Origin of the sequence: Paraburkholderia sp. SECH4 (assembly GCF_030511745.1) — a bacterium.
GTDB classification, from domain to species: Bacteria; Pseudomonadota; Gammaproteobacteria; order Burkholderiales; family Burkholderiaceae; genus Paraburkholderia; species Paraburkholderia madseniana.
Genome location: NZ_JALOCP010000032.1, coordinates 26,135 through 49,000, shown reverse-complemented (window position 1 = coordinate 49,000; position 22,866 = coordinate 26,135). Strand labels below are relative to the sequence as shown.

The window sequence follows — 22,866 nt, the reverse complement described above, 5'->3', positions numbered from 1 at the left end:
TCGACGGCGCGCCTGGAATGGCGCGCTGCGTCGTCGCCCGTCAGCGACCTGCGCTGCGGGAACATCGCATGTTGTTCAGGGGCCGCGTTCTATGCGCGGCTTCGTGTGGGAAGTGCTCTCCGCCTTCCCTTGCTGCGAGATGCCTGTTACTTGCTGCCTGCTACTTGCTGCCTGTTAGGCAGATGCGCTGACGCACCGATGCGGCGAGCACCGATGCGCGTGGCGCCCCGTCGCTTAAGCCGCCGCTTTCAGCCCCGAGGCTTTGGTCGGCTGGCTTAACCACTCCATAGCGGCAGGCAAGCCACTTTCCTTGAGCGGCACACCCGCGAGCCGCAGGCCCATTTCGCAACCGGCCAGCGTCGCCAGCAGCATCAGGTCGTTGCAGTCGCCGAGGTGGCCGATGCGGAACATGCGGCCTTTCATCTTGCCGAGACCCGTGCCGAGCGACATGTCGAAGCGTTCGTAGATGAGCTTGCGCACCGCGTCGGCATCGATGCCTTCGGGCATCATCACGCCGGTAAGCACCGGGCTATACACAGCGGGATCCGCGCACTGAATCTCCAGACCCCACGCGCGGACCGCACGGCGGGTGGCTTCGGCGAGACGCTCGTGACGGGCGAACACGTTGTCGAGCCCTTCGCCGAGAATCATCTCCAGCGCCTCATGAAGCCCATACAGCAGGTTCGTGTTCGGCGTGTACGGCCAGTAACCGGTCTTGTTCATCTCGACGATGTCGGTCCAGTCCCAGAAGCTGCGCGGCAATTTGGCCTGCTTGCTGGCGGCCAATGCCTTCGGCGAGATCGCATTGAAGCTGATGCCCGGCGGCAGCATCAAACCCTTTTGCGAACCCGACACGGTGACGTCGACGCCCCATTCGTCATGGCGATAGTCGGCGCAGGCGAGGCCCGAAATCGTGTCGACCAGCAGCAGCGCCGGGTGACCGGCGGCGTCGATCGCGCGGCGCACGGCGGCGATGTCCGAGGTAACGCCCGTCGAGGTTTCGTTATGCACGACGCACACGGCCTTGATCGCGTGTTGCGTGTCGGCGCGCAGGCGCTCTTCGATCATGTCCGGCTGAACTCCGCGCCGCCAACCTTCGATACCAGGCAGGCCGAGGAACTCCGGCTTCAGCCCGAGGCTTTCCGCCATCTTTTTCCACAGCGTCGCGAAGTGACCGGTTTCGAACATCAACACGTTGTCACCGGGGCTCAGCGTGTTCGACAGCGCCGCTTCCCACGCACCGGTACCGGAGGCCGGATAGATCACCACCGGTTGCTGCGTCTTGAAGATTTTCTTGATGCCTTCGAGCACTTTCAGACCAAGTTCGCCGAACTCGGGGCCGCGGTGATCGATGGTCGGATAGCTCATCGCACGGAGAATGCGATCGGGCACCGGGCTCGGACCCGGGATCTGCAGGAAGTGACGGCCGGCGGGATGAAAGTCTAGCTTGAGCATTGGGCTCCTCCGATTGAATTTTGCATTCAAAAAACTATATCAGACGATCTGTGACGATCCCAAGCCGAAAATTGCTTACTGACACCAGTGTTTACCCGCGCTATTAACTAATCTTTTGGCTTCCGATAAAATCCCATGTGACACGATGTTGAGGGCTTTTGTATGCAAAATTCGGATTTCGATGCGGGTGTGACCGCTTCTCCGCTGATGCCGAAGGTTGAGCGTCAGCGTTTGCACGACACGGTGGTGGAGCACATTCGCCGCTTTATCGTCGAAGGGGTGCTCGAGCCGGGCAAGAAACTGAACGAGCGCGAGTTGTGCGAGACGCTTGGGATTTCACGCACGCCGTTGCGGGAGGCGCTGAAGGTTCTGGCTGCGGAAGGGCTGATCGAGATTTCGCCGAATCGCGGTGCGTCGGTGTCGAAGATGTCGGAAGCGGAGTTGCGCGAGACCTTCGAGTTGATGAGCGGTCTTGAAGCTTTTTCCGGCGAACTGGCGGCGGAGCGGATGACGGCTGCGGAGCTTGCCGAGATCAAGGCGTTGCATTACGCGATGCTGGCTTGCCGGACGCAGAACGATCTGGCCGGGTACTACAGCCGCAACCAGGCGATTCACGACAAGATCAATGAAGCGGCGAGGAATTCAGCACTGCGGCAGACTTATGTCGCGGTTAATCGACGCTTGCAGGCGCTGCGGTTCCGGTCGAATTTTCAGATCCCTAAGTGGGATAGTGCGATTCATGATCATGATGAGATGTTGAAGGCGCTCGAGGCACGGGATGGGAAGAAGTTGAGCGCGATTCTTCGGCAGCACTTGCTCGATAAGCGGGATGCGGTGTTGCAGGTGCAATCGCGGGAAGACGTGGCGGCTTCGGTGTTGAAGGCTTGAGGAGTCTTTTGCGCGTTTTCTCGTTTGCCTTTGGCGAAGGCGTTCGTTGACCGCAGGCGCCAAAGGCGAAAAACTTGTCCACGCAAAATGTTAGCAAGCCTGTGGACAAGCTTCTGACATTCCAGCCAAGTCGTTGAAGCGGCAGACATATCGCCTTGCGGTTCATGCGTAAGCATCACCCGGTGCTTGACCGTTGGCGTGACCCAAAAACCAGAGCAGCGGGTGCGAAGCCTTAAGCACGGCAGCCCAACTCCTAGTTGTCCACATAATTTGTTCACAAGGCTGTGGACAACTTGCGCACAGGCCAGCCAAGTGCTTGATGCCGCACCCGTATCTCCCGTCGGCTCAGCCGCAGGCAATGACCTTGCTCTGTGATAAAAAGTAATCCCCAGCCACCCGCCGAGGCTCCCGCATGTCCTCCGTCATGGGCTTCAAACTCGTCCTGCTGTCGCTCGGCGCGATGATCGGTCTCCAACTGCTCGCCAAGCGGCTACGGCTCCCACCGGCTGCAGCGCTTCTGGTCGGCGGCGCCGCGATGGCCTTCGTGCCTGGACTCCCTCGCATCGACCTCGATCCCGAACTGGTTCTGGTCGTGTTCCTGCCGCCGCTCCTCATGGACGGCGCCTACTTCTCCGTATGGGACGAATTCAAGCGCAATTTTGGCGGCATCCTGCTGCTCGCGATCGGCGCCGTCGCCTTCACGACCCTCGCGGTCGGTATGGTCGTGCATTGGGTCGTGCCGTCCCTACCGTGGAGCGCGTGCTTCGCGCTGGGCGCGATCGTCTCGCCGCCTGACGCCATCGCCGCGAAGGCCGTACTGGAACGCGTCGCGCTGCCGCGCCGGTTGATGGTGCTCCTCGAAGGCGAAAGCCTGCTCAACGACGCCGCCGGCATCGTGCTGTTCCGCTTCGCCGTCGCGGCCGCGCTGACCGGCACGTTCAACGCTCAACACGCGGTCGAGCGGTTTGCGGTGCTCGGCCTGGGTGGCGTGGCGGTGGGCATCGCGATCGGCTTCGTGGTCGTCAGGCTGCTGCGCTACCTCGACGACGTCTACCTCATCATCACCGCATCCGCACTCTCCCCGTGGCTCAGCTACATCGCTGGCGACATGCTGGACGTCTCGGGCGTCATCGCGACCGTCAGTTGCGGGATGGTGCTCGGATGGCATCAGCATGAAGTTTTCTCTGCCTCGGTGCGCATGCGCGGCACAGCCTTCTGGCAAGTCCTGATCTTCCTGATGGAAGCGCTCGTGTTCCTTCTGATCGGGCTGTCGCTGCGCGGCGTGATCGTGCGGCTGGGTGGCGTCGGCGACGCGTTGACCGCGTTTGCACCCGCAGTCGGCGCAGTGATCGCGGCCGTCGTGCTGTCGCGCTTCGTGTGGGTGTTTGCCGTCGAATGGTTGAAGGGACTCGTGTGCAAGGTGACGCGGCGCGCAAACATTGCACTCGATTGGCGCTCGTCGACGGTGACGAGTTGGGCCGGTATGCGTGGCGTGGTGACGCTGGCGATCGCGCTCTCGTTGCCCGAGGCGATGCCGGGACGCGATCTGATTCTGGTCGCGTCGTTCGCGGTGATTCTCGTGACCGTGCTTGGACAGGGGACCACGATCGGCGCGTTGATTCGCTGGGTCAATCTGGATAGCGTGAAGGAACGCAACGAGCAGCATTTGACCGAGCCTCAGGCGTGGGCGAGGCTCGAAGCGGCACAATTCGCCGCGATCCAACCGCTCGTGCACGACGCCGAGGGACAAGTGATTCATCCTCGCCTGCTGGAGCAATACAGCTATCGAGCGCAGATGACGGACACCTATCAGGACGTGACGGAATATCCCACCGATGTTCGCGCCGCGCATTACGACGTTGTGCTCGCCGCCGTGGCGGCCGGTCGCAGCGAGTTGTTGCGGATGCATCGGTCGGGCTTGATCCACGATGAACTGCTAACCGAACTGGAGCGGGATCTCGATTTGCAGGAGATCGCCGCGTTGCATGGAAGGGGATGACCGGACCGCGCCTGACGCGAGTCCACACGCGAACCGGTCGAACCGCGGCGAGCGTCAATGGCCCTTGAAGATATCCAGCAGTTGATTTTGCATTTGCATCATCTCGTGCGCGTGCTTCATCTCCATCTGCGCCATCGTGTCGTGATACTCCATGTCCATCTGCATCATTTTTTGCTGGATGCCGATGGCCTGAGCGCGCTGCTCAGGGGTCAGCTTGTCCATCATCATGCTGTACTCAGGCGGCATCAGATAGGTGCCGGCGCGCCCTATTCCCTGTGCTTGCACAGACCCCGCTACAAGCGCGAGCGGCAGCAATCCGCACATCAGTATGGCTCGGATCGATTTCATTTCATCTCCAGTCTTACGTGAGCAGCCCGGCTTCAACAAGGGCTGCATAAGCGACCTTCAGGTACTCAGACTGGCTTGCCGCGGTGGAGCAGTTGCACATGCCGGGTCTGAGGATGCAACACCCGGGGCTGACCGCTGCACACGATCGACCGGGTGTTTCATGGGTTTAGTCGCGAACGCTGACTGGAAATGACATGCTGGATGAAAATCGTGCCGATGATATTTCTTCTGCGCGGCTGTCATTTTCGCCGCGGCACGCCGACTAATTAATCCTTCCAGGCCGACCCCAGAATCATCGTGCAGAAATTCTCCCGATGGTAATGCGGGTCCTTCAGCGCCAGCACGTCCGCCTTCACGTTACCGAAGGTCGTTTCCGGCTTGTGGATCGTGCCGTGCGCGAACGCGTCGATGATGCCTTCCTTGAAATGCGCGCCGCGCGGGTGGGCGTGGATCACTTCATGGCGCTGGTGTTCGGTGAATTCGTCATAGGCGAGGCCCAGCACGTCCATCTCCACACCTGCGGTAACCAGCGCGACCACCGGCTTCATATATTGCGGAATCCCAGGCGTGGTGTGCAGCGCAATCGAGTTCCACACCTGCTCGATATCGTCTTCGCCGATGCCGTGACGCTTCAGAAAATCACGCGCCGCGTTCGCGCCGTCCACCTCGAAGCGATCATGCTCGCTGCTATACGGCACGACGAGCCCCATGTCATGAAACATCGCGCCGATGTACAACAGCTCGGGGTCATACTTGAGTTGCTTGCGCGCGCCGGCCAGCGAGCCGAACAGGAACACGCGCCGCGAATGGTGATAGAGCAACTCAGTTTCGGTATCGCGCACGAGCTGCGTGGCTTCGCGCGCCATCATGCTGTCGGGAATCTGGATGCCTGCGATCGTGGTCATGTGATGTGCTCCATGAAAGACTTGAATGAACGGGACGCGCGGTCTTTGTGAGTCGATAGCGCGTTTGATATGCTGGTCCGCGATGCTCTTTCTGGCTGCTTATTTGACCCGTCGAGCAGCGCGTCCGATGAAGTTCAGTATTGGTCAGCAGGCTGTCGCGGGCAATCGTTGCGGACCGTTGAACACTGCCAAACGCACCGCGTTGACTGCCGCGGGCCGCGGATTCCCATCCATCGTCAAAGGAGGTCATTCGATGCCTACCGTCGCGATCGCGATCTTTCCCGGCGTGCAGGCGCTCGACGTCGCCGGTCCGGTCGATGTGTTCTCCGAAGCCAATCGTTTCATCGCGCCGCAGGATCGCTATGAGATCACGCTGCTCAGCGCGGAGCCGGGTCCACTGCGTGCCTCCAACGGCATGACGCTCATCGCCGATGCCACGTTCGACCAGGCACGCCGACCATTTGACCTTGCGTTGGTTGCCGGCGGCCCTGCGCTGCCCGGCGATGCCACGCCCGACACGCGTTTGCTGGAATGGTTGTCGCAAGCCGCCACGCAGTGCGAGCGTTTCGGCTCGATCTGCACCGGCGCGTTCGCACTCGGCCACGCGGGGTTGCTCGACGCACGCAACGTCACGACGCACTGGCAGCACGCGGCGCAACTCGCCGAGCAGTTTCCGCGAGCCCATGTCGATTTCGACCGAATCTATCTGCGTGACGGCAACTTGGTCACGTCAGCGGGCGTGACGGCGGGCATCGATCTATCGCTTGCGTTGGTCGCCGAACATCGTGGGCCGCATACGGCGCTCGCCGTCGCCAAACGGCTGGTGGTGTTTGCACAGCGACAAGGCGGTCAATCGCAGTTCAGCCCGTACCTGACCGCACCCGCGGACGACACCTCGCCGGTCGCCAAAGTGCAGGCGCACGTCATGGAACGGATTCGCGAGAGCTTTACGGTCAAACAGCTGGCGGACGTCGCCGGAATGAGCGCACGGAATTTCGCCCGCGTGTTCGTGCAGGAAACCAGGGTGACGCCGCATGAATTCGTCGAACGTGCTCGCGTGGATGCGGCGCGCAAGTTGCTCGAAAGCAGCGATGCCGCGCTCAAGGCGATTGCCTATGACTGCGGCTTCGGCACCGCGGACCGGATGCGCATCGTCTTCACGAAGCGAATCGGCGTCACGCCGATGCAATATCGCGAGCGCTTTCGCTCTGCCTGAGGGACGCGGAATGGCGGCGGTGTAGGCGCCAGGCAGGAAAGCGGCTAACGCGCCGCCGGAATCCAGCTTGAAGACCGGCGCCGCTGCAAGCATCAGACATAGCGTGAGAAAATGACGGCCTTCTCAGGCGAACGATCACAAGGAACGACATGTCTCCCTCTTCTCCGATCCGTGCGATCGTTACCGGCCACAATCGCGGCCTCGGCGCATCCCTCGCTGAACAACTGCTGACGCGCGGCGTCGCGGTACTGGGTTTGTCCCGCTCGCGTCACACCACACTTAAAGAGCGTTTCCCTGCACTGCTCGACGAAATCGAGCTTGAACTTGCGGATCCCACGCGCGTCGCGCAGTGGGTCGCTACCGATGCACTGCGCAGCTTCGTCAGCGGCGCGCAGAGCGTACTGTTGATCAACAACGCAGGCATGGTCCAGCCGATCGGTCCGATCGAAGGCCAGAACGCCACCGACATCGCGACCGCCGTGAGCCTGAACGTGGCCACGCCACTGATGCTGGCGAGCACACTCGCCGCGGCCAGTGTCGACGCGAACGACCGGCGCATCATGCATATTTCCAGCGGCGCGGCGCGCAATGCGTATCCCGGCTGGAGCATCTACTGCGCGACCAAGGCCGCGCTTGATCATCACGCGCGCGCCGTTGCACTCGACGCGAATCGCGCGCTGCGTATCTGCAGCCTGGCGCCGGGCGTCATCGATACGAATATGCAGGCGGAAATTCGCAGCAGCGGCGAGGAACAGTTCCCGATGCGCGAAAAATTCGAAGACCTCAAGCGCAACGGTCAGCTTTCGACGCCCGAACAATGCGCCACCCAGTTGCTCGATTACGCCTTCAGCGATGCATTCGGTCAAACGCCGGTGGCCGACATTCGCGAGGTCGCGAAGCAGGCCTGATACGCGAGCTTCGTGCTCCCGTAAAACCTCACCTTTCCGCTGATCTTTCGGCCAAGAGGCCGAACCTCACACGCCGGGCGCAACCATCGCGCCGCGCTCGGCCGCTCCAATCTCGCCGTGCGGCACGAACACATAGCCGCGTCCCCACACCGTCTGCACATAGCGCGGCTCGGAAGGATCGATCTCGATCAGACGCCGCAGCCGCCAGATCGATACATCGAGACTCCGCCCTTGATGCAGCACGCTATTGCCGCGCAATTTCTCGTTGAGTTGCACGCGCGTGAGCACAGTCATTGCGTGATTGACGAAGATTTTCAGCAAAGCGAACTCGGAGCTGCGCAGCGCGAAATGCTCGTTGTCGCGGCGCAATTCGCGTGCGGAGAAGTTCAGCTCGCAACGCCCGAAGCGGTACGGCGGTCGCGTTTCCGGCGCGCCTGGCGCGAGCGCGCCACGCCGGCGCAGCAGCACGCGGATACGGGCGAGCAATTCGGCAGGGTCGGCGGGCTTGCTCATGAAATCGTCGGCGCCGAGTTCGAGACCGATCACGCGATCGATCGCCTTGCTGCTCGCCGACAGCAAAATCACCGGCACGTCGTTGCCGCTCATGCGCAAGTCGCGCAATACGGCAAGGCCGTCGCCGTGCGGCGCTGAGACGTCGAGCACCAGCAACGCCGGCCGTTCCGTCTCGACCACGTGCTTCAGCCCGGCGCAACGCGGACGTGCGGACACACCGCAGCCCTGCCCGCGTAAAGATTCGCCCACTACTGCCGTTAAGCCGGCATCGGCGCCAACAAAGAGAATGTGCTGACTCATCCAACTGATTCCAGGAGACGATCGGTTTTCAGAGACAGGCGATGGCTTGCAGGAATAGCAAATCCGCTGACCGCTTGTCGTCCGCGTCGCCATCTTCCCTGTATGCCGCTGTTCTCAAAACGCGGAACAGCCCCCAAGGTTGGCAATTTCTTCCCAACTCTTTCAACGCTGAACGTGATATGGGAAGGCTCGCAAAGTCACCCTGCGATGCGCGCATCAACTCCCGAAAAATCTCACCTTTGGTGCGTAGCGAGCGGGGCGGGGCGTGAAGTGCACATCGGAGCGCTCCCGAAAACGCTCACCTTTCGAGCTTGGGGGCAGGCCGCAAAGGCATGCTGGGCGGGCCACCGATGGTTCCTAACCGGCTACTCCCGCAAACCCTCACCTTTGGAAGGGGTCGAGTAATCTGCATACCCAGGTAAGAGGCAGTGTGTGTCAGGCGCTCGCGTTCCGCACCGGTGGCGGATCTCTTCAGCAAATGCTTGCGCGAGTCTCGGCAGAATTGTCGGAAGGTGAGGAGGAGTGATACGGTGCGGCTCACGTGTGCGCTGAGGCATCACGCTCCCGAATATGCTCACCTTTGAGCTTTGTGAAGACATTCGGAACGCCGGCCGCCATCAAGGCAACCGGCTCATTCAATCAGGCAATCAGTACTTTTGACGAATCCCCACCACCGCCACTTCCTGGCTGTTGGTCCCTGAATTCACGCCATAATCGCCGATCGACGCCGGGGCGCTCACCACCTTGCCGCTAACAAATTCTTCGATGAATATGAAAGTGCCGCTAGCGCGGGCGCCTCTAAGGCCACGCGTCGGCGCGATGTCACGCCGGGATGGCGGACAGTTCGGAAGGTGCGTATTTCGCGGTCGCGAGGATTTCGGCGGGAACGGGTACATGCGCGCGCCGCAATAGTGCGCCGCTGCGGAACATCAGCAGATCGCCTGGTTCGCAGGCGGTCCAGACTTCATCGGTGAGCGGCGTGGTGGCGATCACTGCCGTGCGATCGGCCGGCGTGCCACGCTCGGCGAAATCAACTGAGAGGTCGCCGTCGACGAGACGCGCGCTCGAAAACGGCCAGTGACGTATCACGTATGACAGACGTGTCGAGCAATACGCGAATTGTGCCGTGCCGTTCGAAAGCACGAAGTTGAAAATGCCATACGGGTTCAGTGCGTGAGTTGCCTGCTCGATGACGTCGAACACGGCGTCGATATCGTCCGTGTCCGGGTGATCGGCAAAATGCGCATAGAGGCGATTCATGATGAAGCAGAACGCCGCTTCGCTGTCGGTCGTGCCGACCGGTGCATACGGACCTTGCTCCGGCTCACCGAGCCGTTGCAGGTCGCCGTTATGCGCGAACACCCATTGCTGGCCGCGCAACTCGCGCATGAACGGGTGGCAGTTCTCCACGCGCGCGCCGCCTTGGGTCGCCTTGCGAATATGCGCGACGACGTTGCGCGACTTGATCGGATGGCTCTTCAGAAATTCGGCCACCGGCGACTGATACGCGGGCTTTTCATCGACGAACACGCGGCACGCGCGATCTTCGTAGAACGCCACGCCCCAGCCGTCCACATGATGGTCGGTGAGGCCGCCGCGTGCGGCAAAGCCCGTCAGCGAGAAACTGACGTCGGTGGGTTCGGCGCAGCTGAGGGCGAGCAGTTGGCACATGCTCGGAGACTAGCGTGTTTCAACCGCCGCCGTTATAGCGAATCATGCTTTGCAAATCACCGGCGCACGGGCTCCCGAAAACCCTCACCTTTGGCCGGCCCGCCACAGCGTGCAGCGTCTAGCTCGCCAGCTTGCGGAACGTTTCCAGCACCGCGTCGCCCTTGAACGGTTTGACGATCCAGCCTTTCACGCCCGCCGCCTTGCCGCGCTCTTTCATCGCCGGGCTGCTCTCGGTTGTCAGCATGATGACGTTGACGGTCGTGTTCGCGAGTTCGCCGCGAATCTTTTCGACCATCGTCAGGCCGTCCATATTCGGCATGTTGACGTCGCTGATCACCAGCTTGATGCCCGGGCTGGCCTTCAGTTTCGCGAGACCGTCCTTGCCGTCCACTGCCGTGTCGACGTCCAGACCGTTCTTCTTCAGAAAGCCGGCCACTTCGTCGCGCACGGTGCTCGAGTCATCTACCACCAGAATTTTCGACATGTTTGTTTCCTATGACAACATTCAGAACAGATCCAGTTCGCCCGCTTCGACCATCGCGCCGACATCGTCCGTGACTTCCCTGAAGTCCTCCGGCGACCAGCTCAGGCTGAACACAAAACGTTGATGCAACTTGACCGAGCGGCTCGTCTGCGGGTCCGTCAGCGAGTACATGAAACACAGCTGCGGATTGCCGCTGCCGAACGAGATGTACTTGTGCTTGTGATTCACCAGCAGCGGCACCTGCACCTGGCTACGCAGCCAGGCGTCCGCATCGCCGACATAGCGGTTCTTGAACGAACCCCAGATCAGATTGGTCACTTCGCCAAGCACACCATTCAGATCGCGGAAGTTTGCTTCGCCGTCTTCCGCGTTCTCGCTCATCCGATAGCGATCGAGCAGTTCGAGAATCGGCGCCTCTTCCGCTTGCATCATCATGTAACCGCGGCACCACGCGCTTTCCAGCGGAATCAGGCTGAACACCTCACCGAAGATGATCCGGTCGCGCACGATATAAGGCGTGTCGCACGTGATGGTCAGGTCCTTGAATACGTCGCCGAGAATCGCCTGCGTCATGTCGGCGATGCCACGCACGAGCGCGTTCGGATAATCCAGACTGAAGATGTATTCGTCGATCACCTTGCGCAAGGGCGCCATATCGTGCGCGACGTAGGCCGCGCAGACCACACGGCGCAAGCTCTCCGGCAGACTCTCGACGCTGGGATCGTCATCGCGCCGGATGATGATCGGCAACTCGGGGCGCACCGCGTTGATCCTGATCGCAATCTCGGCGCTCGCTTCGGCTGAGCCACCGTAGCCTTCAGCAAACAGAACCGCGCCCAGATCGATGTTCGAGCGCAGCACCGATTGCAAGCGGTTCTTGCCGACTTTCACGCCGACCAGATTGTTCTCGTCGCAAAAGCGCTTCAGCGCCTCTTTGTGCACGGGGCAATCGTCGAGCACCAGCACCTTGCTGACCGGCTTGTTCATGTTCATTTCGCGTTCCTGCTCGCTGCGGATATCGACGTCATGGTCAAAACCCGACACTCAAAACAACTCCAGCTCACCGCTGGATTCTTCGATTGCGCTCGTGTCGGCTACGAAGTCGATCGGCGCATGGGCGCACACGCATACCGTCGCGGCAAGCTGCACGGAACCGTTCAGCGTGACCGAATACGACGACAGCAAACCTGGCTTCAATGCCGGCAGATGCCCCAGACACCGCGCGCTCAGCACATAAGGCGTCGACATGCCGAGGTCCGGGAAATAGCGCAGCAGTTCCTGATTCATCGCGCCGCAGCACAGATTGCAGATTTCCAGAAAAGCTTCCTGAAATGGCCGCTCGTCGGCCTCTTTCAGGTAGTAGTCGCGGGTGCTGTCGTTTTCGTCGAAGTGCAGGATCAGCAGCAGTCTGAACACGATCGACGAGATGGTCAGCACGACCACCTGGGTGTCCTTCGTTGCGCCCACACCGGCCTCGGCAAGCGGCACGATCTCACACGTATCGCCGGAATCCCGCGGCAGGCGCGCCTGTGCCGCCTTGCGGAAAATGCGTTCGAAGCTGTCCTTCGCCTGGCTCGTGATCACGCCGGCACCTGGTGCAGCTTCGAGTGGAACTGATTGGCGAGCGATTCGACGCTGGAAAGCGACGCCGCGATCATCTTGCCGCCCGCCTGGATGTCCTGAAACGTGGAAGTGGTGGTCAGATCGTTGCGGTGCAGGCTGTCGCGATAGCTCTTCGACAATTCCTCAGAACGCGCGGCGAGCGCCCGAACTTCGCTCGCCACCACCGCGAAGCCGCGTCCGGCCGGACCCGCGCGCGCGGCCTCGATCGACGCATTCAGCGACACGATCACCACGTGCCGGACGATCGACGACAGCTCCTGATTCTTCGCGTGCATGTCGTGGTTCTGCGTCATCAGCGAGATCATCTGCTCGTGCCAACGCTCGAATGTCGCGCCGAGGCTCTTCAGACGCGCGGCTTCGCCGGCGATCTGTTGCGCCTGATGCGCCCACTGGTCTTTGTCGTCAGTCGCTGCTTTCAACGTTGCGCGCAGCTCGTCGACGCTGGCCGATTGCTGCCTCAGTTCCTCACGCAACTGTGCGGCCAATGCTTCCATCTCCTGCGCGGCCTGTTCGCGTTCGCGGATCGCTTCACCGTGGTCCGCCTGTTCCGCCGTCAGCGCTTTGATCCGGGCATCGGCTTCGGCGGAGAGCCGTGCCGTCAGCTTCGTGCTTTGCAACTTGTGCGCGACAAAGGCCAGCAGCGCGGTTACCGCGCTGCCTGCCACCGCCGCCAATACGTACTGTTGAATCACAACCTATCCTTCCGAAGTCCGTCGCGAAGCGCGTCAATCAGCGTTCGACCAACGTTCAATCCGCCATCGCGTCGAGTTGCAGTTCGCCGGCATCGCCGCGCGCCGCCACACCCAGCGTGTCGACGGCGAAGCTATCCGGCAGGCAGACGATCGTCTGGAACTGGCGGAACGAAGCGCCCTTGTGGTCGTCGGTGAAGCGCAGTTCGATGCGGCCGTTCTCGCGCTTGAGGAAGTCGCGCACCGCGTCCATGCCGACGCCACGGCCCGATACTTCCGTCACCGTTGCGGCGGTCGAGAAGCCCGGCCGGAAAATGAACTCGGCGATGGCTTCGTCGCTCAAGTGTTCGTCGCTGCCGATCCAGCCGCGCTCGACGGCAATGCCGCGAATCCGTTCGAGTGCGAGGCCGCGGCCGTCGTCGCTGAGGGTAATCTGCAGCGCGCCGCTGTCCACGCCCACTTCGATATCGATGGTGCCGGCCGGCGTCTTGCCGTGTGCGCTGCGCGCCTCGGCGGTTTCGATGCCGTGGTCCATCGAATTACGCAGCAGATGCATGAACACGTTGTTTAACGTACCGCCCGCCTGGCCGCGCAGACGGTAGCCGTTGTCGTCGATGCGCACGGCCGGCGCCGGCTTGCCCAGTTCCTGCGCCAACGAAGGCAGCGAATCCAGCACACCAGACAGTGCGTCGCGCACGCTTTCGCTGCCCAAGGCGCGCAAGGTCTGGCGCAGCGCATCGCGCATCGACTGCAATTCGTGGAGTTCGCTGGCGTTCGTCTTGTCCAGCATGCTCAGGGTCTGTTGAATCTGATCCTTCTCGACCATCACGTAGCGGCCCGCATTGCCGACGTTATTCGCTCCTGCTTTGCTCTTGCGGCCGAGGCTATGTTCGTTGATCTTCGCGTAGCTCTCGATCGCCTCGCGCACGCGCGTCAACTCCTGCATCAGGTGTTCCTGATCCCACGAGCGGTCCGCGTCCGGTTGGCGCAGTTCGTGATAGCTCTGCTCGGTTTCATGAACGACGTCAGTCAGGTGCGCCAGGTTGTAGGTCCGCGCATTGCCCTTGATGGTGTGCATGTTGCGGAACAGCTCGGCGATCGCCGCATGGTCCGCTTCCGAGTGCTTGCGAATGATGCGCTCGTTCTCGCTGACAAACCCCGCGGAGCTTTCAATGAAATGATGGAACTTCTCTTCGCTCACCGCGAGAATCTCGCCGATCATGTCGAGACGGCGGCGCTGTTCGCTGGCTTCCGCGGCGAGCTTGCGCAGTTCGGTGACGTCGCGCACGCACAGCATCAAGCGCCCGATAACGTCGTTTTCGTCGGTGATCGCCGACCAGCTTAGGTCGAGAATCTTCACGCGGCCATCGGGCATGCGCTTCGAAATTTCGCCGACCAGCAGATGCTGATTGAACGCGAAGTTGATGCAATCTTCGCCGAGGCATGCATGCGCGGCCGCATCGACTTGCGAGAGCACGTCCGAGCCGAGATCGGTATCCGAGAACACCAGATCCATCAGGCCGCGCCCGGCGATGTCTTTCGTTTCGAAGATGTCTTCCAGATACGCCGAGTACTCGGAGTGGATCACGGCGCCGTCGATTACCGTCAAGATACCTTGCTGCATGTTCTGCAACATCGCCTGGATGTCAGCGGTCTTCTGCTTGAGTTGCGCCGAGCTTTCCTGGATCTTTTCGATCATGCCGTTGAAGGCGACGATCGAATGGCCGATTTCATCCAGCCGGCCCACCGGCACGCGGCGCGTGAAATCCTGGCTCGACGCGATCTCGCTCATCATGGCTTGCATGCGGCTGAGCGGGCGGGTGATCTGACGGTAAAGCAGCGTGCCGATGAAGGTCAGCAGAATGATCGCAATACCGGTAACGATGGCGATGGCCGTCGTGGTTGTAGAAAGCGTGGCGTTCAGTGCGGTGATTGCATCGTCTTTCTGACGGTTCTTCTCGACACGCAGGGTCTCGACGATGCCTTCGAGTTCGTCGCGATACTGGGCGACGTTGGCGAACAGATACGCTTGCGCGAGTTCGTTCTTGCCGTCGGCCTTCATTTTCGCCGTCTCGGCGATCGCGGTGAAGTAGTTCTCGAGGCTGTCATTAGCCTGGGAAACGAGGCCTTGCTGGGCATGGCTCGCGGCATCTTTGCCTTGCAGCGCGAGAGCCTGTTGCAACGAGGCTTTTTTCTTCTTCAGTTCGTCTTGTGCCTGGGCGACCATGTTGGCGTCCGGCGCGTAGACCAAGGTCATGGTCGCGAGCTGTACGTCTTTGACTTGCGAGACGAGGTCAGCGGAAGCCAGCGCACTGGGGACGACGCCCTCGGTCACCTTGCGCACTTCGCCTGCGCTGCCACGCGTTTGATACACGGCGTAGCCACCGATTGCCGACAAGGCGACGAACATCAAGATAACCAATAGCGTGATGCGATGACGGATAGTCATGTGAAACCCCCGGGGGTATGGCCTTCGCGTCAGCCCTCGATCGGGGCAGCGCGTTATTTGCGAAATCTGGTCGTGTGTACAGCACAGGCCATTATTCTGGCCGCATGTTACTAAGCGATGACTACGGGGTTTTTGGCCACGTCCGGAGGGTTAAATATTCTTCTAAAGTTCTTGGTTTTAAGGCCGTTAACACAGGCCTTTTTGATTTGCGCGTTGTAGTGCGCAGTGCTTTTGCAAAAGCGTACATTGCGTTGACATACGCCGTCAGGTGAACGGGTAACTGAACAGCAAATCGAGCGGCAAATGTTCTGCGCCAGGTGCGTCAGCGAATCGGCGGCAGATGCTTCGACGCCTCGCGCACGGTAAGCGGCGACATGATGTCCCGCGAAGCGGAAAGAAAGGTGCTCACCGCGTCGGGAGCATGCCACGCGTAGTCCCGCAACGCCCAACCGATGGCCTTACGGATGAAGAAGTCGCTTTCCGCGGCCAGCGAACGCGCGTACCCGAACAGGCGCTCTTCGTCGGTATGCTCGCGCCAGCCGAGTTGATGAATCATGGCAATGCGCCGAACCCACAGCGATTCGTGCTGGAGTGCCGCGTCCATTGCGGCCTGCACATCCGGCGTGTGTGCTCGCGCCGCTTTCAGAATGTCGCCGACGACACCCGCCAGCGGATCGATCGAATCCCACCATGCGCTCCGCTGTGCGAGCGTCAATAAGTGCGCGATGTCTGCTGCCGCAAGCGTCTTCCATTTACGCGCCAACAGATCGGTCGCGACGTACTGGAATTCGCGTTCCGGCATCCACCATAGGACATTCGCACACGCCAGCAGATGATCGGTATTCTCCACCGTCAGCCGCTTGAACACCGGCAATACCGCTTGGCGCCGCAGTGGTGTCGGCACACCGATGAACTCGAAGTGGTCACGCATGTAAGCGCGCATCGCAAGCGCGCGTTGAGCGTCGGCGTGCGGCACGAGTGCCGCCTTGATTTCTTCACCGAAAGCGTCGGGCGTCATTGGGGAAATGCTCCGTGTGAATGGAAAGTAACGCGCAGGTGGCTGCGTTCGGGCGGCCTCCCGAATCTTCTCACCTTCGAATCGAAAGTGCGTCGACAGGTAGCAACATTATCACCGCACACGCTCCCGAATGTTCTCACCTATCGGCTTTTAGCTTCCCTCCCAACCGCCGCCTAATACCTTGTACAAGGTCACTAGATTGGCCTGTCGCGACAGACTATCCGACGCGAGTTGCTGTTGTGCGGTGTAGAGCGTGCGCTGCGCGTCGAGGAAAGTGAGGAAGCTGTCCGTACCCGCCTTGTAGCGCGCCTGAGCAAGTGTGTAGTACCGCTGCGATGACGTCACATAGTCGCGATCCGCCTCCACCTGATCAACGTAAGTGGCACGCGCTGTCAGCGCGTTCGCGACTTCTTTGAATGCTGTCTGAATCGTGCTCTCGTAATCGGCGACCTCGATCTGTTTCTCGATCTTGGCGACGTCGAGCGAAGCCTTGTTGCTGCCGTAATCGAAGATCGGCACCGACACGCTCGGCGCGAATGCCCAGGCACCTGTACCAGCTTTGAACAAACTTGAAAGCGTCGAACTCGACGTACCGGCCGAAGCCGTCAACTCGATCTTCGGAAAGAACGCCGCGCGCGCCGCGCCGATGTTCGCGTTCGCCGCCTTCAGCGCATGCTCCGCCTGCACGATGTCGGGACGACGGGTGAGCAGCAGTGACGGCACGCCCGCACCGATGTCGGCGAACATCGATTCGTCGTCGAATTCACGAGCGGGTGGAAGGTCGTCGGGAATCGGCGCGCCGAGCACAGCGACCAGGTTGTTGCGGTCCTGCGCTACGACACGCCGGTAAGACGCAAGGCTCGCCTTCGCGCTCGCCAATGAGTTTTGCGCCTGCTGCACGTCGAGCATCGACGAATTGCCCAATTCCTGGATGCGTTTTGTCACGTCGTACGTCGACTGATCCGCCTTGACGGTGTCTTCGGTGATTTGCAGGAGACGCTCGTCGGACAGGAGCGTCAGGTAGTCGGTCGCCACCGTCGCGATCAGGCTGATCTGCGTGCTCTGCCGCGACGCATCCGTCGCGAGATAGTTTTCCAGGGCCTGACGCTTAAGGCTGCGCAAGCGTCCGAAGAAGTCGATCTCCCATGACGTGGTGCCGACGCTCACGTCGCTGGAACTGGTCGTCACGCCTGAAGCGCGCTCGCGGGTCAGGCTGCCGCTCGCGCTGATCGACGGCGCGAGCGCGGCGCGCGTGATGCGATATTGCGCTTCGTACTCGGCCACGTTCAACGCGGCGACACGCAAGTCGCGGTTGTTGTCGAGCGCGATCTCGATCAGCCGTTGCAAACGCTCGTCGCGAAAGAAGCTGCGCCAGGCCATGTCGGCGCCGAGCGGCGGTGGGGTAGTTGTCGTGCCCGGCGTCGCGGTTCCTGAAGCCGTTCCCGAAGCCGTAACCGCGGTGGCGGCTGCCGCGGCGCTCGTGCTCTCGTACGCCTCGCCTTTTGGATAAGCCACCGCGACGGGTGCCGCAGGTCGTTCATAGTGCGGGTCCAGCGTGCAACCCGTCAGCATGGCAACGGCAAACGCCACCATGCATGCGCCCAATTTGAGTCTCATCATTCAACACCTTCCTGTTGCTTGGCATCGCCGTGTTCGCCAAACACGCGGCGCACGACGACAAAGAACACCGGCACGAAAAAGATGGCGAGCAGCGTCGCGGCGATCATGCCGCCCATCACGCCGGTGCCAATCGCATGCCGGCTCGCCGAGCCGGCGCCCGTGCTGATGACCAGCGGCAGTACGCCGAACACGAAGGCTAGCGATGTCATCAGAATCGGCCGCAGACGCAGTCGCGCGGCTTCCAGCGTGGCGTCGATCAGGCTGCGGCCCTGCGCTTGCAGGTCCTTGGCGAATTCGACGATCAGGATTGCGTTCTTCGTGGAGAGTCCGATGGTTGCGAGCAAGCCGACCTTGAAGTAGATGTCGTCGGACAGCCCGCGAATATGCGCGCCCAGTACCGCGCCGAGCACGCCGAGCGGCACGACCAGAATCACCGCGATCGGAATGGACCAGCTCTCGTACAGACCGGCCAGACAGAGGAACACCACGACCAGCGAAATCGCGTACAGGTAGATCGCCTGCGATCCGGCAAGGCGCTCCTGGTACGACTGCCCGGTCCAGTCGATGCCGAAGCCGGCGGGCAGCTTCTTCACGAGCGCGTCGACGGCGGCCATTGCCTGGCCCGTGCTGGTGTTCGCACCGGTTTGCGCGGTGACTTCCATCGCCAGCGTGCGGTTGAAGCGTTCGATCTGCGGCGGCCCGAAGGTCCATTTGCCGGTAGCGAACGCGGAGAACGGGACCATCTGACCGTCGTAGCCTGCGGTGGTCGTACCGCTCGTACTGGTGGTCGAGGTGCTGCTTGAAGTACTCGAACTGCTGGTCGTGCTGGACTTCACATACCATCGTCCAATATCGGACGGCATCATCCGGTAAGGCGCGTCGGCCTGCACATAGACCTTCTGGATGCGTCCCGTATCGACGTAGTTGTTCACGTAAGTCGAGCCGAACGCCGTCTGCAACGTGTCGTTCACATCAGCGATTGAAAGTCCGAGCGCACTCGCCTTCTCGCGATCGATATCGACATGGAACTGCGGCGTATCGTCGAGGCCACCGGGACGCATGCCGGCTAGCGCGCTGTCCTGCGCGGCGAGCGCGATCAATTGCTGGCGCGCGGCCATCAGCTTGTCATGACCCTGCCCGGCGCGATCTTCCAGTTCGAAGTCGAGACCGCTCTGCGTGCCGAGTTCCTGAATGGCCGGCGGATTGAGCGCGAAAATCTGGGCGTCGTGCGAAGCGGCGAAGTGCATGTTGGCGCGCTGGATGATCGCCGCCGCCGAACCGTCGCTGCCGCGCCGCGTGCTCCAGTCCTTGAGCCTGACAAACGCCAGGCCGTTGTTCTGCCCCGAGCCGTTGAAGCTGAAGCCGGTCAGCGCGATGATCTTGTCCACCTGCGGAAGACCGAGGTAATACGCCTCGACCTGTTTCACGACTTCCAGCGTCTGCGCGGCAGGTGTGCCGGCGGGCGCGGAAATCGACGTGATGATGAACCCCTGATCCTCGTCCGGCAGATAGGACGACGGCAGCTTCATGAAGAGCAGCGCAACCACGCCTCCAATCAGCAGGTAGATCACCATATAGCGCATCGGCTTGCCGATCACACGCGCAACCGTCGAGTCGTAACGATCGGTTCCACGAGTCAGCACACGGTTGAACCAGCCGAGCACGCCGCGCTTCGTGTGGTGCTCGACGTCCGCGCGCCGCAGCATGGTCGCGCACAGCGCCGGTGTCAGCGTCAATGCGAGGAACACGGAGAGCAGCATCGCCGCGACGATCGTGATCGAGAACTGCCGGTAGATCGCGCCCGTGGACCCCGAGAAAAACGCCATTGGAATGAACACGGCGATCAGCACGGTCGTAATGCCGACCAGTGCGCTGGTGATCTGCTTCATCGCCTTGCGCGTGGCTTCGATCGGCGATAGACCCTCTTCCGCGATCAGCCGCTCGACGTTTTCCACGACCACGATCGCGTCGTCCACCAGCAGGCCGATGGCGAGCACGAGCCCGAACATCGACAACACGTTGATCGAAAATCCCACCGCCGACATCACCGCAAACGTGCCGAGCAACGCAACGGGCACGACAATGGTCGGAATCAACGTCGCGCGCAGGTTTTGCAGGAACACGTACATCACGACGAAGACCAGCATCACCGCTTCGATCAGCGTCTTCACCACTTCTTCGATCGAGATGCGCACGAACGGCGTAGTGTCGTACGGATAGTCGACCACCACGTTGTGCGGCAATTGCCCGCTCATTTCGTTCAGCTTCGCGCGCACCGCTTTGGCTACGCTCATCGCGTTCGCACCGCTCGCCAGTTTGACCGCGAGCGAGGCCGCAGGCTTGCCGTTCAGTCGCGAGTCCGTGCTGTAATCGTCGCCGCCGACCTCGACCCGCGCGACGTCTTTCAGCATGACCTTTGAGCCGTCGCTATTCACGCGCAGCAGGATCGCGCCGAACTGCGCGGGCGTGGTGAGCAGGCTCGATGCCGAAATGGTCGCGTTCAGCGCCTGCGTCTTCGTGGACGGCGAGCCGCCAATCTGGCCGACCGAGAGTTGCACGTTCTGATTCGTGATCGCGGTGGTGACGTCGCCGGCAGTCAGACCGACTGCCTGCAGCTTCACCGGATCGAGCCAGATGCGCATGGCGTGCTGTGCGCCGAACAGCGTCACGTCGCCGACGCCGTCGATCTGCGTGAGCGGATCTTCAATCTGCGTTGCGATGATGTTGCCGAGATCGATGGAATTCATGCTGCCGTCAGAGGACGACAGCGACACGATCATCAGAAACGCATTGGCTGCCTTCGCAACCTGCACACCCTGGTCCTGAACCGTCTGCGGCAGCGACGAACTCGCCTGCTCGACTTTGTTCTGCACCTGCACCTGGGCAATGTCGGCATTGGTGCCCTGCTGGAACGTCAGCGTGATGGTGGCCTGTCCGGCCGAACTGCTGGTGGACGACATGTAGAGCAGATGATCGATGCCGCTCAGTTTCTGCTCGATCACCTGCGTGACGGTGGTCGCCACGGTTTCAGCCGAGGCGCCCGGATAAGTCGCCGTGATCTGCACGGAGACCGGCGCCACGCTTGGATACTGTTCGACCGGAAGCGTCCCGATGGAGGCGCCGCCGATCATCATGATGACGATGGCGATAACCCACGCGAGGATCGGTCGGTTGATAAAGAAACCTGCCATGAGTGTCTCGCTTTAGCTGTGTGCGGCCGACGTGGTGTCCGCGGTGGCGGGTGCGCCCGATATGGCGGGCGATTCGACCGGCTTCACAATGCCGCCCGCGCGCGCTTTCTGCGAACCAGCGACGATCACGCGATCGCCCGCCTTGAGGCCGCGCGTGACGAGCCAGTTGGCGCCTGAAGCGGTGTCGGCCGTGACGGGTGTCTGCGTGACCTTGTTGTCGGCGCCGACCGTCAACACGCTCGCCGAACCGTCGGATGCACGCGAGACTGCGAGTTGCGGCACCGTGATCGCCTGTTGGTTCACGCCCTCTTCAAGCCGTGCGCGCACGAACATGCCGGGCAACAACACGCCGTCCGGATTCGGGAACACGCAACGCAAGGTGACCGAACCGGTGGTGGCGTCGACGGTGATATCGGAGAACAGCAGCTTGCCTGGCTGCGTGTAAGTGCTGCCGTCTTCCATCACGAGATGAACGACCGCGCCGTTCGAGCCCGCCTGTTGCAACTGGCCACTGGCGAATTCTTTCTGCAGCCGCAACCAGTCGGCGGAAGAGCGTGTGACGTCGAGATACATCTCGGTCGTCGCCTGGACCGTCGCGAGTGCGGTGGTCTGCTCCGTGGTGACGAGCGCGCCTTCAGTCACGCTCGATTTGCCGATCCGTCCCGCGATGGGCGCGACGACTTTCGTATAGCCGAGATTGATCGCGGCAGTCTTCAAAGCGGCACGGTCGGCGACCACGTCCGCCTTCGCTTCCTCCAAGGCGGCGACAGCGTCGTCGTAGTCCTGTTTGCTCACGCCTTCGATCTTCGACAGTTCGGCGTAGCGGGTGGCCTTGGTCTGCGCGGCGCTCGCTGTCGCCTCGGCTTTGGCGAGCGTGCCGACGGCCTGGTCGTAGGTTGCCTGGTAGCTGGACGGGTCAATCTGGTAGAGCACGGCGCCGGCCGCGACCTGTGAGCCTTCCGTGAAGAGGCGCTTTCTGACGATGCCTTCGACCTGCGGCCTGACTTCGGCGACGCGGATTGCCGACAGTCGCCCGGACAATTCGGTACTCGACACCACAGGGTGCGGCGCGATCGTTTGGACGCCTACTTCAGGAACGGACTGTGGTGGTCCATGGGGCGCCTGCTGGCCGCAAGCCGCCAACAAAAAAGCGGCGACGACTGCAGCAGCAAGATGTGTGAATCTCGGTACGCGCGAGGAGGGTCCGGACGCGATAGGGTTATTCGGCATGCTGTGGGCATCCTTCGACTCAATTCGACAAAGGGCCGTCTGGCATGCGTTGTTCGCTAAAGCGGGGCGAGTGAAAACGTATCGGCCGACCACGCGCTTGACACTGCACGCAAACCAACACACCGAGCCCGAAGGAAACCGCGTAACGCCACCAGCGGCGAGAGGTGGCCCAGCATAGTGAGCGGCGTCTTACGGTGGCTTAGGCGAGGATTACGAGTTGTAACGAAGCGCGTGGTGTTGCGAAGAGTCGGGCGGTGTGACGTTGACTGGTCTTGGTTGCTTCACGCAGCCAGATAGAACCGAAGGCAGCCACCGTAATAAACTGTAAGCGCAGATAAGAACCCGAAACCGCTGTCTCC

General features: G+C 61.5%; 17 protein-coding genes and 1 pseudogene. 4 read left to right on the top strand and 14 right to left on the bottom strand.

Annotation, left to right across the window (positions count from 1 at the left end):
* Positions 1-234 precede the first annotated feature (234 nt).
* Positions 235-1,455 (bottom strand): alanine--glyoxylate aminotransferase family protein, encoded by a 1,221-nt coding sequence (locus tag M0D67_RS31885; RefSeq protein WP_154565045.1) that lies wholly within the window; start codon positions 1,453-1,455, stop codon positions 235-237.
* 162 nt (positions 1,456-1,617) lie between these two features.
* Here M0D67_RS31885 and M0D67_RS31880 point away from each other — a divergent pair, with 162 nt between their 5' ends.
* Both M0D67_RS31880 and M0D67_RS31875 read left to right on the top strand, forming a co-directional pair.
* A complete protein-coding gene (locus M0D67_RS31880; protein ID WP_266240964.1) occupies positions 1,618-2,343 on the top strand; it encodes a GntR family transcriptional regulator in 726 nt (241 codons plus the stop codon).
* A gap of 412 nt (positions 2,344-2,755) precedes the next feature.
* On the top strand, positions 2,756-4,342 hold the full coding sequence (locus M0D67_RS31875) for a Na+/H+ antiporter (protein ID WP_266240963.1): 1,587 nt from the start codon (positions 2,756-2,758) through the stop codon (positions 4,340-4,342).
* Positions 4,343-4,396: 54 nt separating this feature from the next.
* Here the strand turns inward: M0D67_RS31875 and M0D67_RS31870 are convergent, their stop codons facing one another.
* On the bottom strand, positions 4,397-4,690 hold the full coding sequence (locus M0D67_RS31870) for a hypothetical protein (RefSeq protein ID WP_266240962.1): 294 nt from the start codon (positions 4,688-4,690) through the stop codon (positions 4,397-4,399).
* A 266-nt stretch (positions 4,691-4,956) separates the two neighbouring features.
* Positions 4,957-5,595, bottom strand: a complete 639-nt coding sequence (locus tag M0D67_RS31865; protein ID WP_266240961.1) for an HD domain-containing protein — start codon at positions 5,593-5,595, stop codon at positions 4,957-4,959.
* A gap of 253 nt (positions 5,596-5,848) precedes the next feature.
* Between M0D67_RS31865 and M0D67_RS31860 the strand changes: the two genes are divergently transcribed.
* Both M0D67_RS31860 and M0D67_RS31855 read left to right on the top strand, forming a co-directional pair.
* Positions 5,849-6,811, top strand: a complete 963-nt coding sequence (locus tag M0D67_RS31860) for a GlxA family transcriptional regulator (protein WP_266240994.1) — start codon at positions 5,849-5,851, stop codon at positions 6,809-6,811.
* Positions 6,812-6,960: 149 nt separating this feature from the next.
* Positions 6,961-7,719 carry an SDR family oxidoreductase gene (locus M0D67_RS31855; RefSeq protein WP_266240960.1) on the top strand — a complete coding sequence of 253 codons (759 nt, stop codon included), beginning with the start codon at positions 6,961-6,963 and terminating at the stop codon, positions 7,717-7,719.
* A gap of 66 nt (positions 7,720-7,785) precedes the next feature.
* Here the strand turns inward: M0D67_RS31855 and M0D67_RS31850 are convergent, their stop codons facing one another.
* From M0D67_RS31850 to M0D67_RS31800, 11 genes and pseudogenes are all read right to left on the bottom strand, one after another.
* Positions 7,786-8,532, bottom strand: a complete 747-nt coding sequence (locus M0D67_RS31850) for a winged helix-turn-helix domain-containing protein (RefSeq protein WP_266240959.1) — start codon at positions 8,530-8,532, stop codon at positions 7,786-7,788.
* Positions 8,533-9,268: 736 nt separating this feature from the next.
* A pseudogene (locus M0D67_RS31845) lies at positions 9,269-10,203 on the bottom strand (class II glutamine amidotransferase).
* Between the two features lie 118 nt (positions 10,204-10,321).
* Positions 10,322-10,687: a response regulator gene (locus M0D67_RS31840; RefSeq protein WP_028196001.1), complete on the bottom strand. Its 366-nt coding sequence runs from the start codon at positions 10,685-10,687 to the stop codon at positions 10,322-10,324.
* A gap of 21 nt (positions 10,688-10,708) precedes the next feature.
* Positions 10,709-11,680: a chemotaxis protein CheX gene (locus tag M0D67_RS31835; protein WP_266240993.1), complete on the bottom strand. Its 972-nt coding sequence runs from the start codon at positions 11,678-11,680 to the stop codon at positions 10,709-10,711.
* A 51-nt stretch (positions 11,681-11,731) separates the two neighbouring features.
* Positions 11,732-12,271, bottom strand: coding sequence for a hypothetical protein (locus M0D67_RS31830; RefSeq protein WP_168435886.1), 540 nt, complete (start codon positions 12,269-12,271; stop codon positions 11,732-11,734).
* Positions 12,268-13,002 carry a methyl-accepting chemotaxis protein gene (locus M0D67_RS31825; protein ID WP_168435887.1) on the bottom strand — a complete coding sequence of 245 codons (735 nt, stop codon included), beginning with the start codon at positions 13,000-13,002 and terminating at the stop codon, positions 12,268-12,270. Before M0D67_RS31825 ends, M0D67_RS31830 begins: the two co-directional genes overlap by 4 nt.
* Before the next feature lie 55 nt (positions 13,003-13,057).
* Entirely contained in the window at positions 13,058-15,448 is a 2,391-nt protein-coding gene (locus tag M0D67_RS31820; protein WP_266240957.1) for a HAMP domain-containing protein, read from the bottom strand.
* A 322-nt stretch (positions 15,449-15,770) separates the two neighbouring features.
* Positions 15,771-16,466, bottom strand: coding sequence for a DNA alkylation repair protein (locus M0D67_RS31815; protein ID WP_266240956.1), 696 nt, complete (start codon positions 16,464-16,466; stop codon positions 15,771-15,773).
* 150 nt (positions 16,467-16,616) lie between these two features.
* The gene (locus M0D67_RS31810; RefSeq protein ID WP_266240992.1) at positions 16,617-18,083 is read right to left on the bottom strand and encodes an efflux transporter outer membrane subunit; all 1,467 of its coding nucleotides are present in this window, start codon (positions 18,081-18,083) and stop codon (positions 16,617-16,619) included.
* The gene (locus M0D67_RS31805; protein ID WP_266240955.1) at positions 18,083-21,277 is read right to left on the bottom strand and encodes an efflux RND transporter permease subunit; all 3,195 of its coding nucleotides are present in this window, start codon (positions 21,275-21,277) and stop codon (positions 18,083-18,085) included. Before M0D67_RS31805 ends, M0D67_RS31810 begins: the two co-directional genes overlap by 1 nt.
* 12 nt (positions 21,278-21,289) lie before the next feature.
* Positions 21,290-22,507, bottom strand: a complete 1,218-nt coding sequence (locus tag M0D67_RS31800) for an efflux RND transporter periplasmic adaptor subunit (protein ID WP_266240954.1) — start codon at positions 22,505-22,507, stop codon at positions 21,290-21,292.
* Between the last annotated feature and the right edge of the window lie 359 nt (positions 22,508-22,866).

Excerpts from the sequence above, each read along its gene's own strand:
- M0D67_RS31860 (WP_266240994.1), top strand. The coding sequence starts at position 5,849 with ATGCCTACCGTCGCGATCGCGATCTTTCCCGGCGTGCAGGCGCTCGAC.
- M0D67_RS31820 (WP_266240957.1), bottom strand. The coding sequence starts at position 15,448 with ATGACTATCCGTCATCGCATCACGCTATTGGTTATCTTGATGTTCGTC.
- M0D67_RS31800 (WP_266240954.1), bottom strand. The coding sequence starts at position 22,507 with ATGCCGAATAACCCTATCGCGTCCGGACCCTCCTCGCGCGTACCGAGA.
- M0D67_RS31885 (WP_154565045.1), bottom strand. The coding sequence starts at position 1,455 with ATGCTCAAGCTAGACTTTCATCCCGCCGGCCGTCACTTCCTGCAGATC.
- M0D67_RS31870 (WP_266240962.1), bottom strand. The coding sequence starts at position 4,690 with ATGAAATCGATCCGAGCCATACTGATGTGCGGATTGCTGCCGCTCGCG.
- M0D67_RS31880 (WP_266240964.1), top strand. The coding sequence starts at position 1,618 with ATGCAAAATTCGGATTTCGATGCGGGTGTGACCGCTTCTCCGCTGATG.
- M0D67_RS31865 (WP_266240961.1), bottom strand. The coding sequence starts at position 5,595 with ATGACCACGATCGCAGGCATCCAGATTCCCGACAGCATGATGGCGCGC.
- M0D67_RS31835 (WP_266240993.1), bottom strand. The coding sequence starts at position 11,680 with ATGAACATGAACAAGCCGGTCAGCAAGGTGCTGGTGCTCGACGATTGC.
- M0D67_RS31850 (WP_266240959.1), bottom strand. The coding sequence starts at position 8,532 with ATGAGTCAGCACATTCTCTTTGTTGGCGCCGATGCCGGCTTAACGGCA.
- M0D67_RS31855 (WP_266240960.1), top strand. The coding sequence starts at position 6,961 with ATGTCTCCCTCTTCTCCGATCCGTGCGATCGTTACCGGCCACAATCGC.
- M0D67_RS31805 (WP_266240955.1), bottom strand. The coding sequence starts at position 21,277 with ATGGCAGGTTTCTTTATCAACCGACCGATCCTCGCGTGGGTTATCGCC.
- M0D67_RS31875 (WP_266240963.1), top strand. The coding sequence starts at position 2,756 with ATGTCCTCCGTCATGGGCTTCAAACTCGTCCTGCTGTCGCTCGGCGCG.
- M0D67_RS31810 (WP_266240992.1), bottom strand. The coding sequence starts at position 18,083 with ATGAGACTCAAATTGGGCGCATGCATGGTGGCGTTTGCCGTTGCCATG.
- M0D67_RS31840 (WP_028196001.1), bottom strand. The coding sequence starts at position 10,687 with ATGTCGAAAATTCTGGTGGTAGATGACTCGAGCACCGTGCGCGACGAA.
- M0D67_RS31815 (WP_266240956.1), bottom strand. The coding sequence starts at position 16,466 with ATGACGCCCGACGCTTTCGGTGAAGAAATCAAGGCGGCACTCGTGCCG.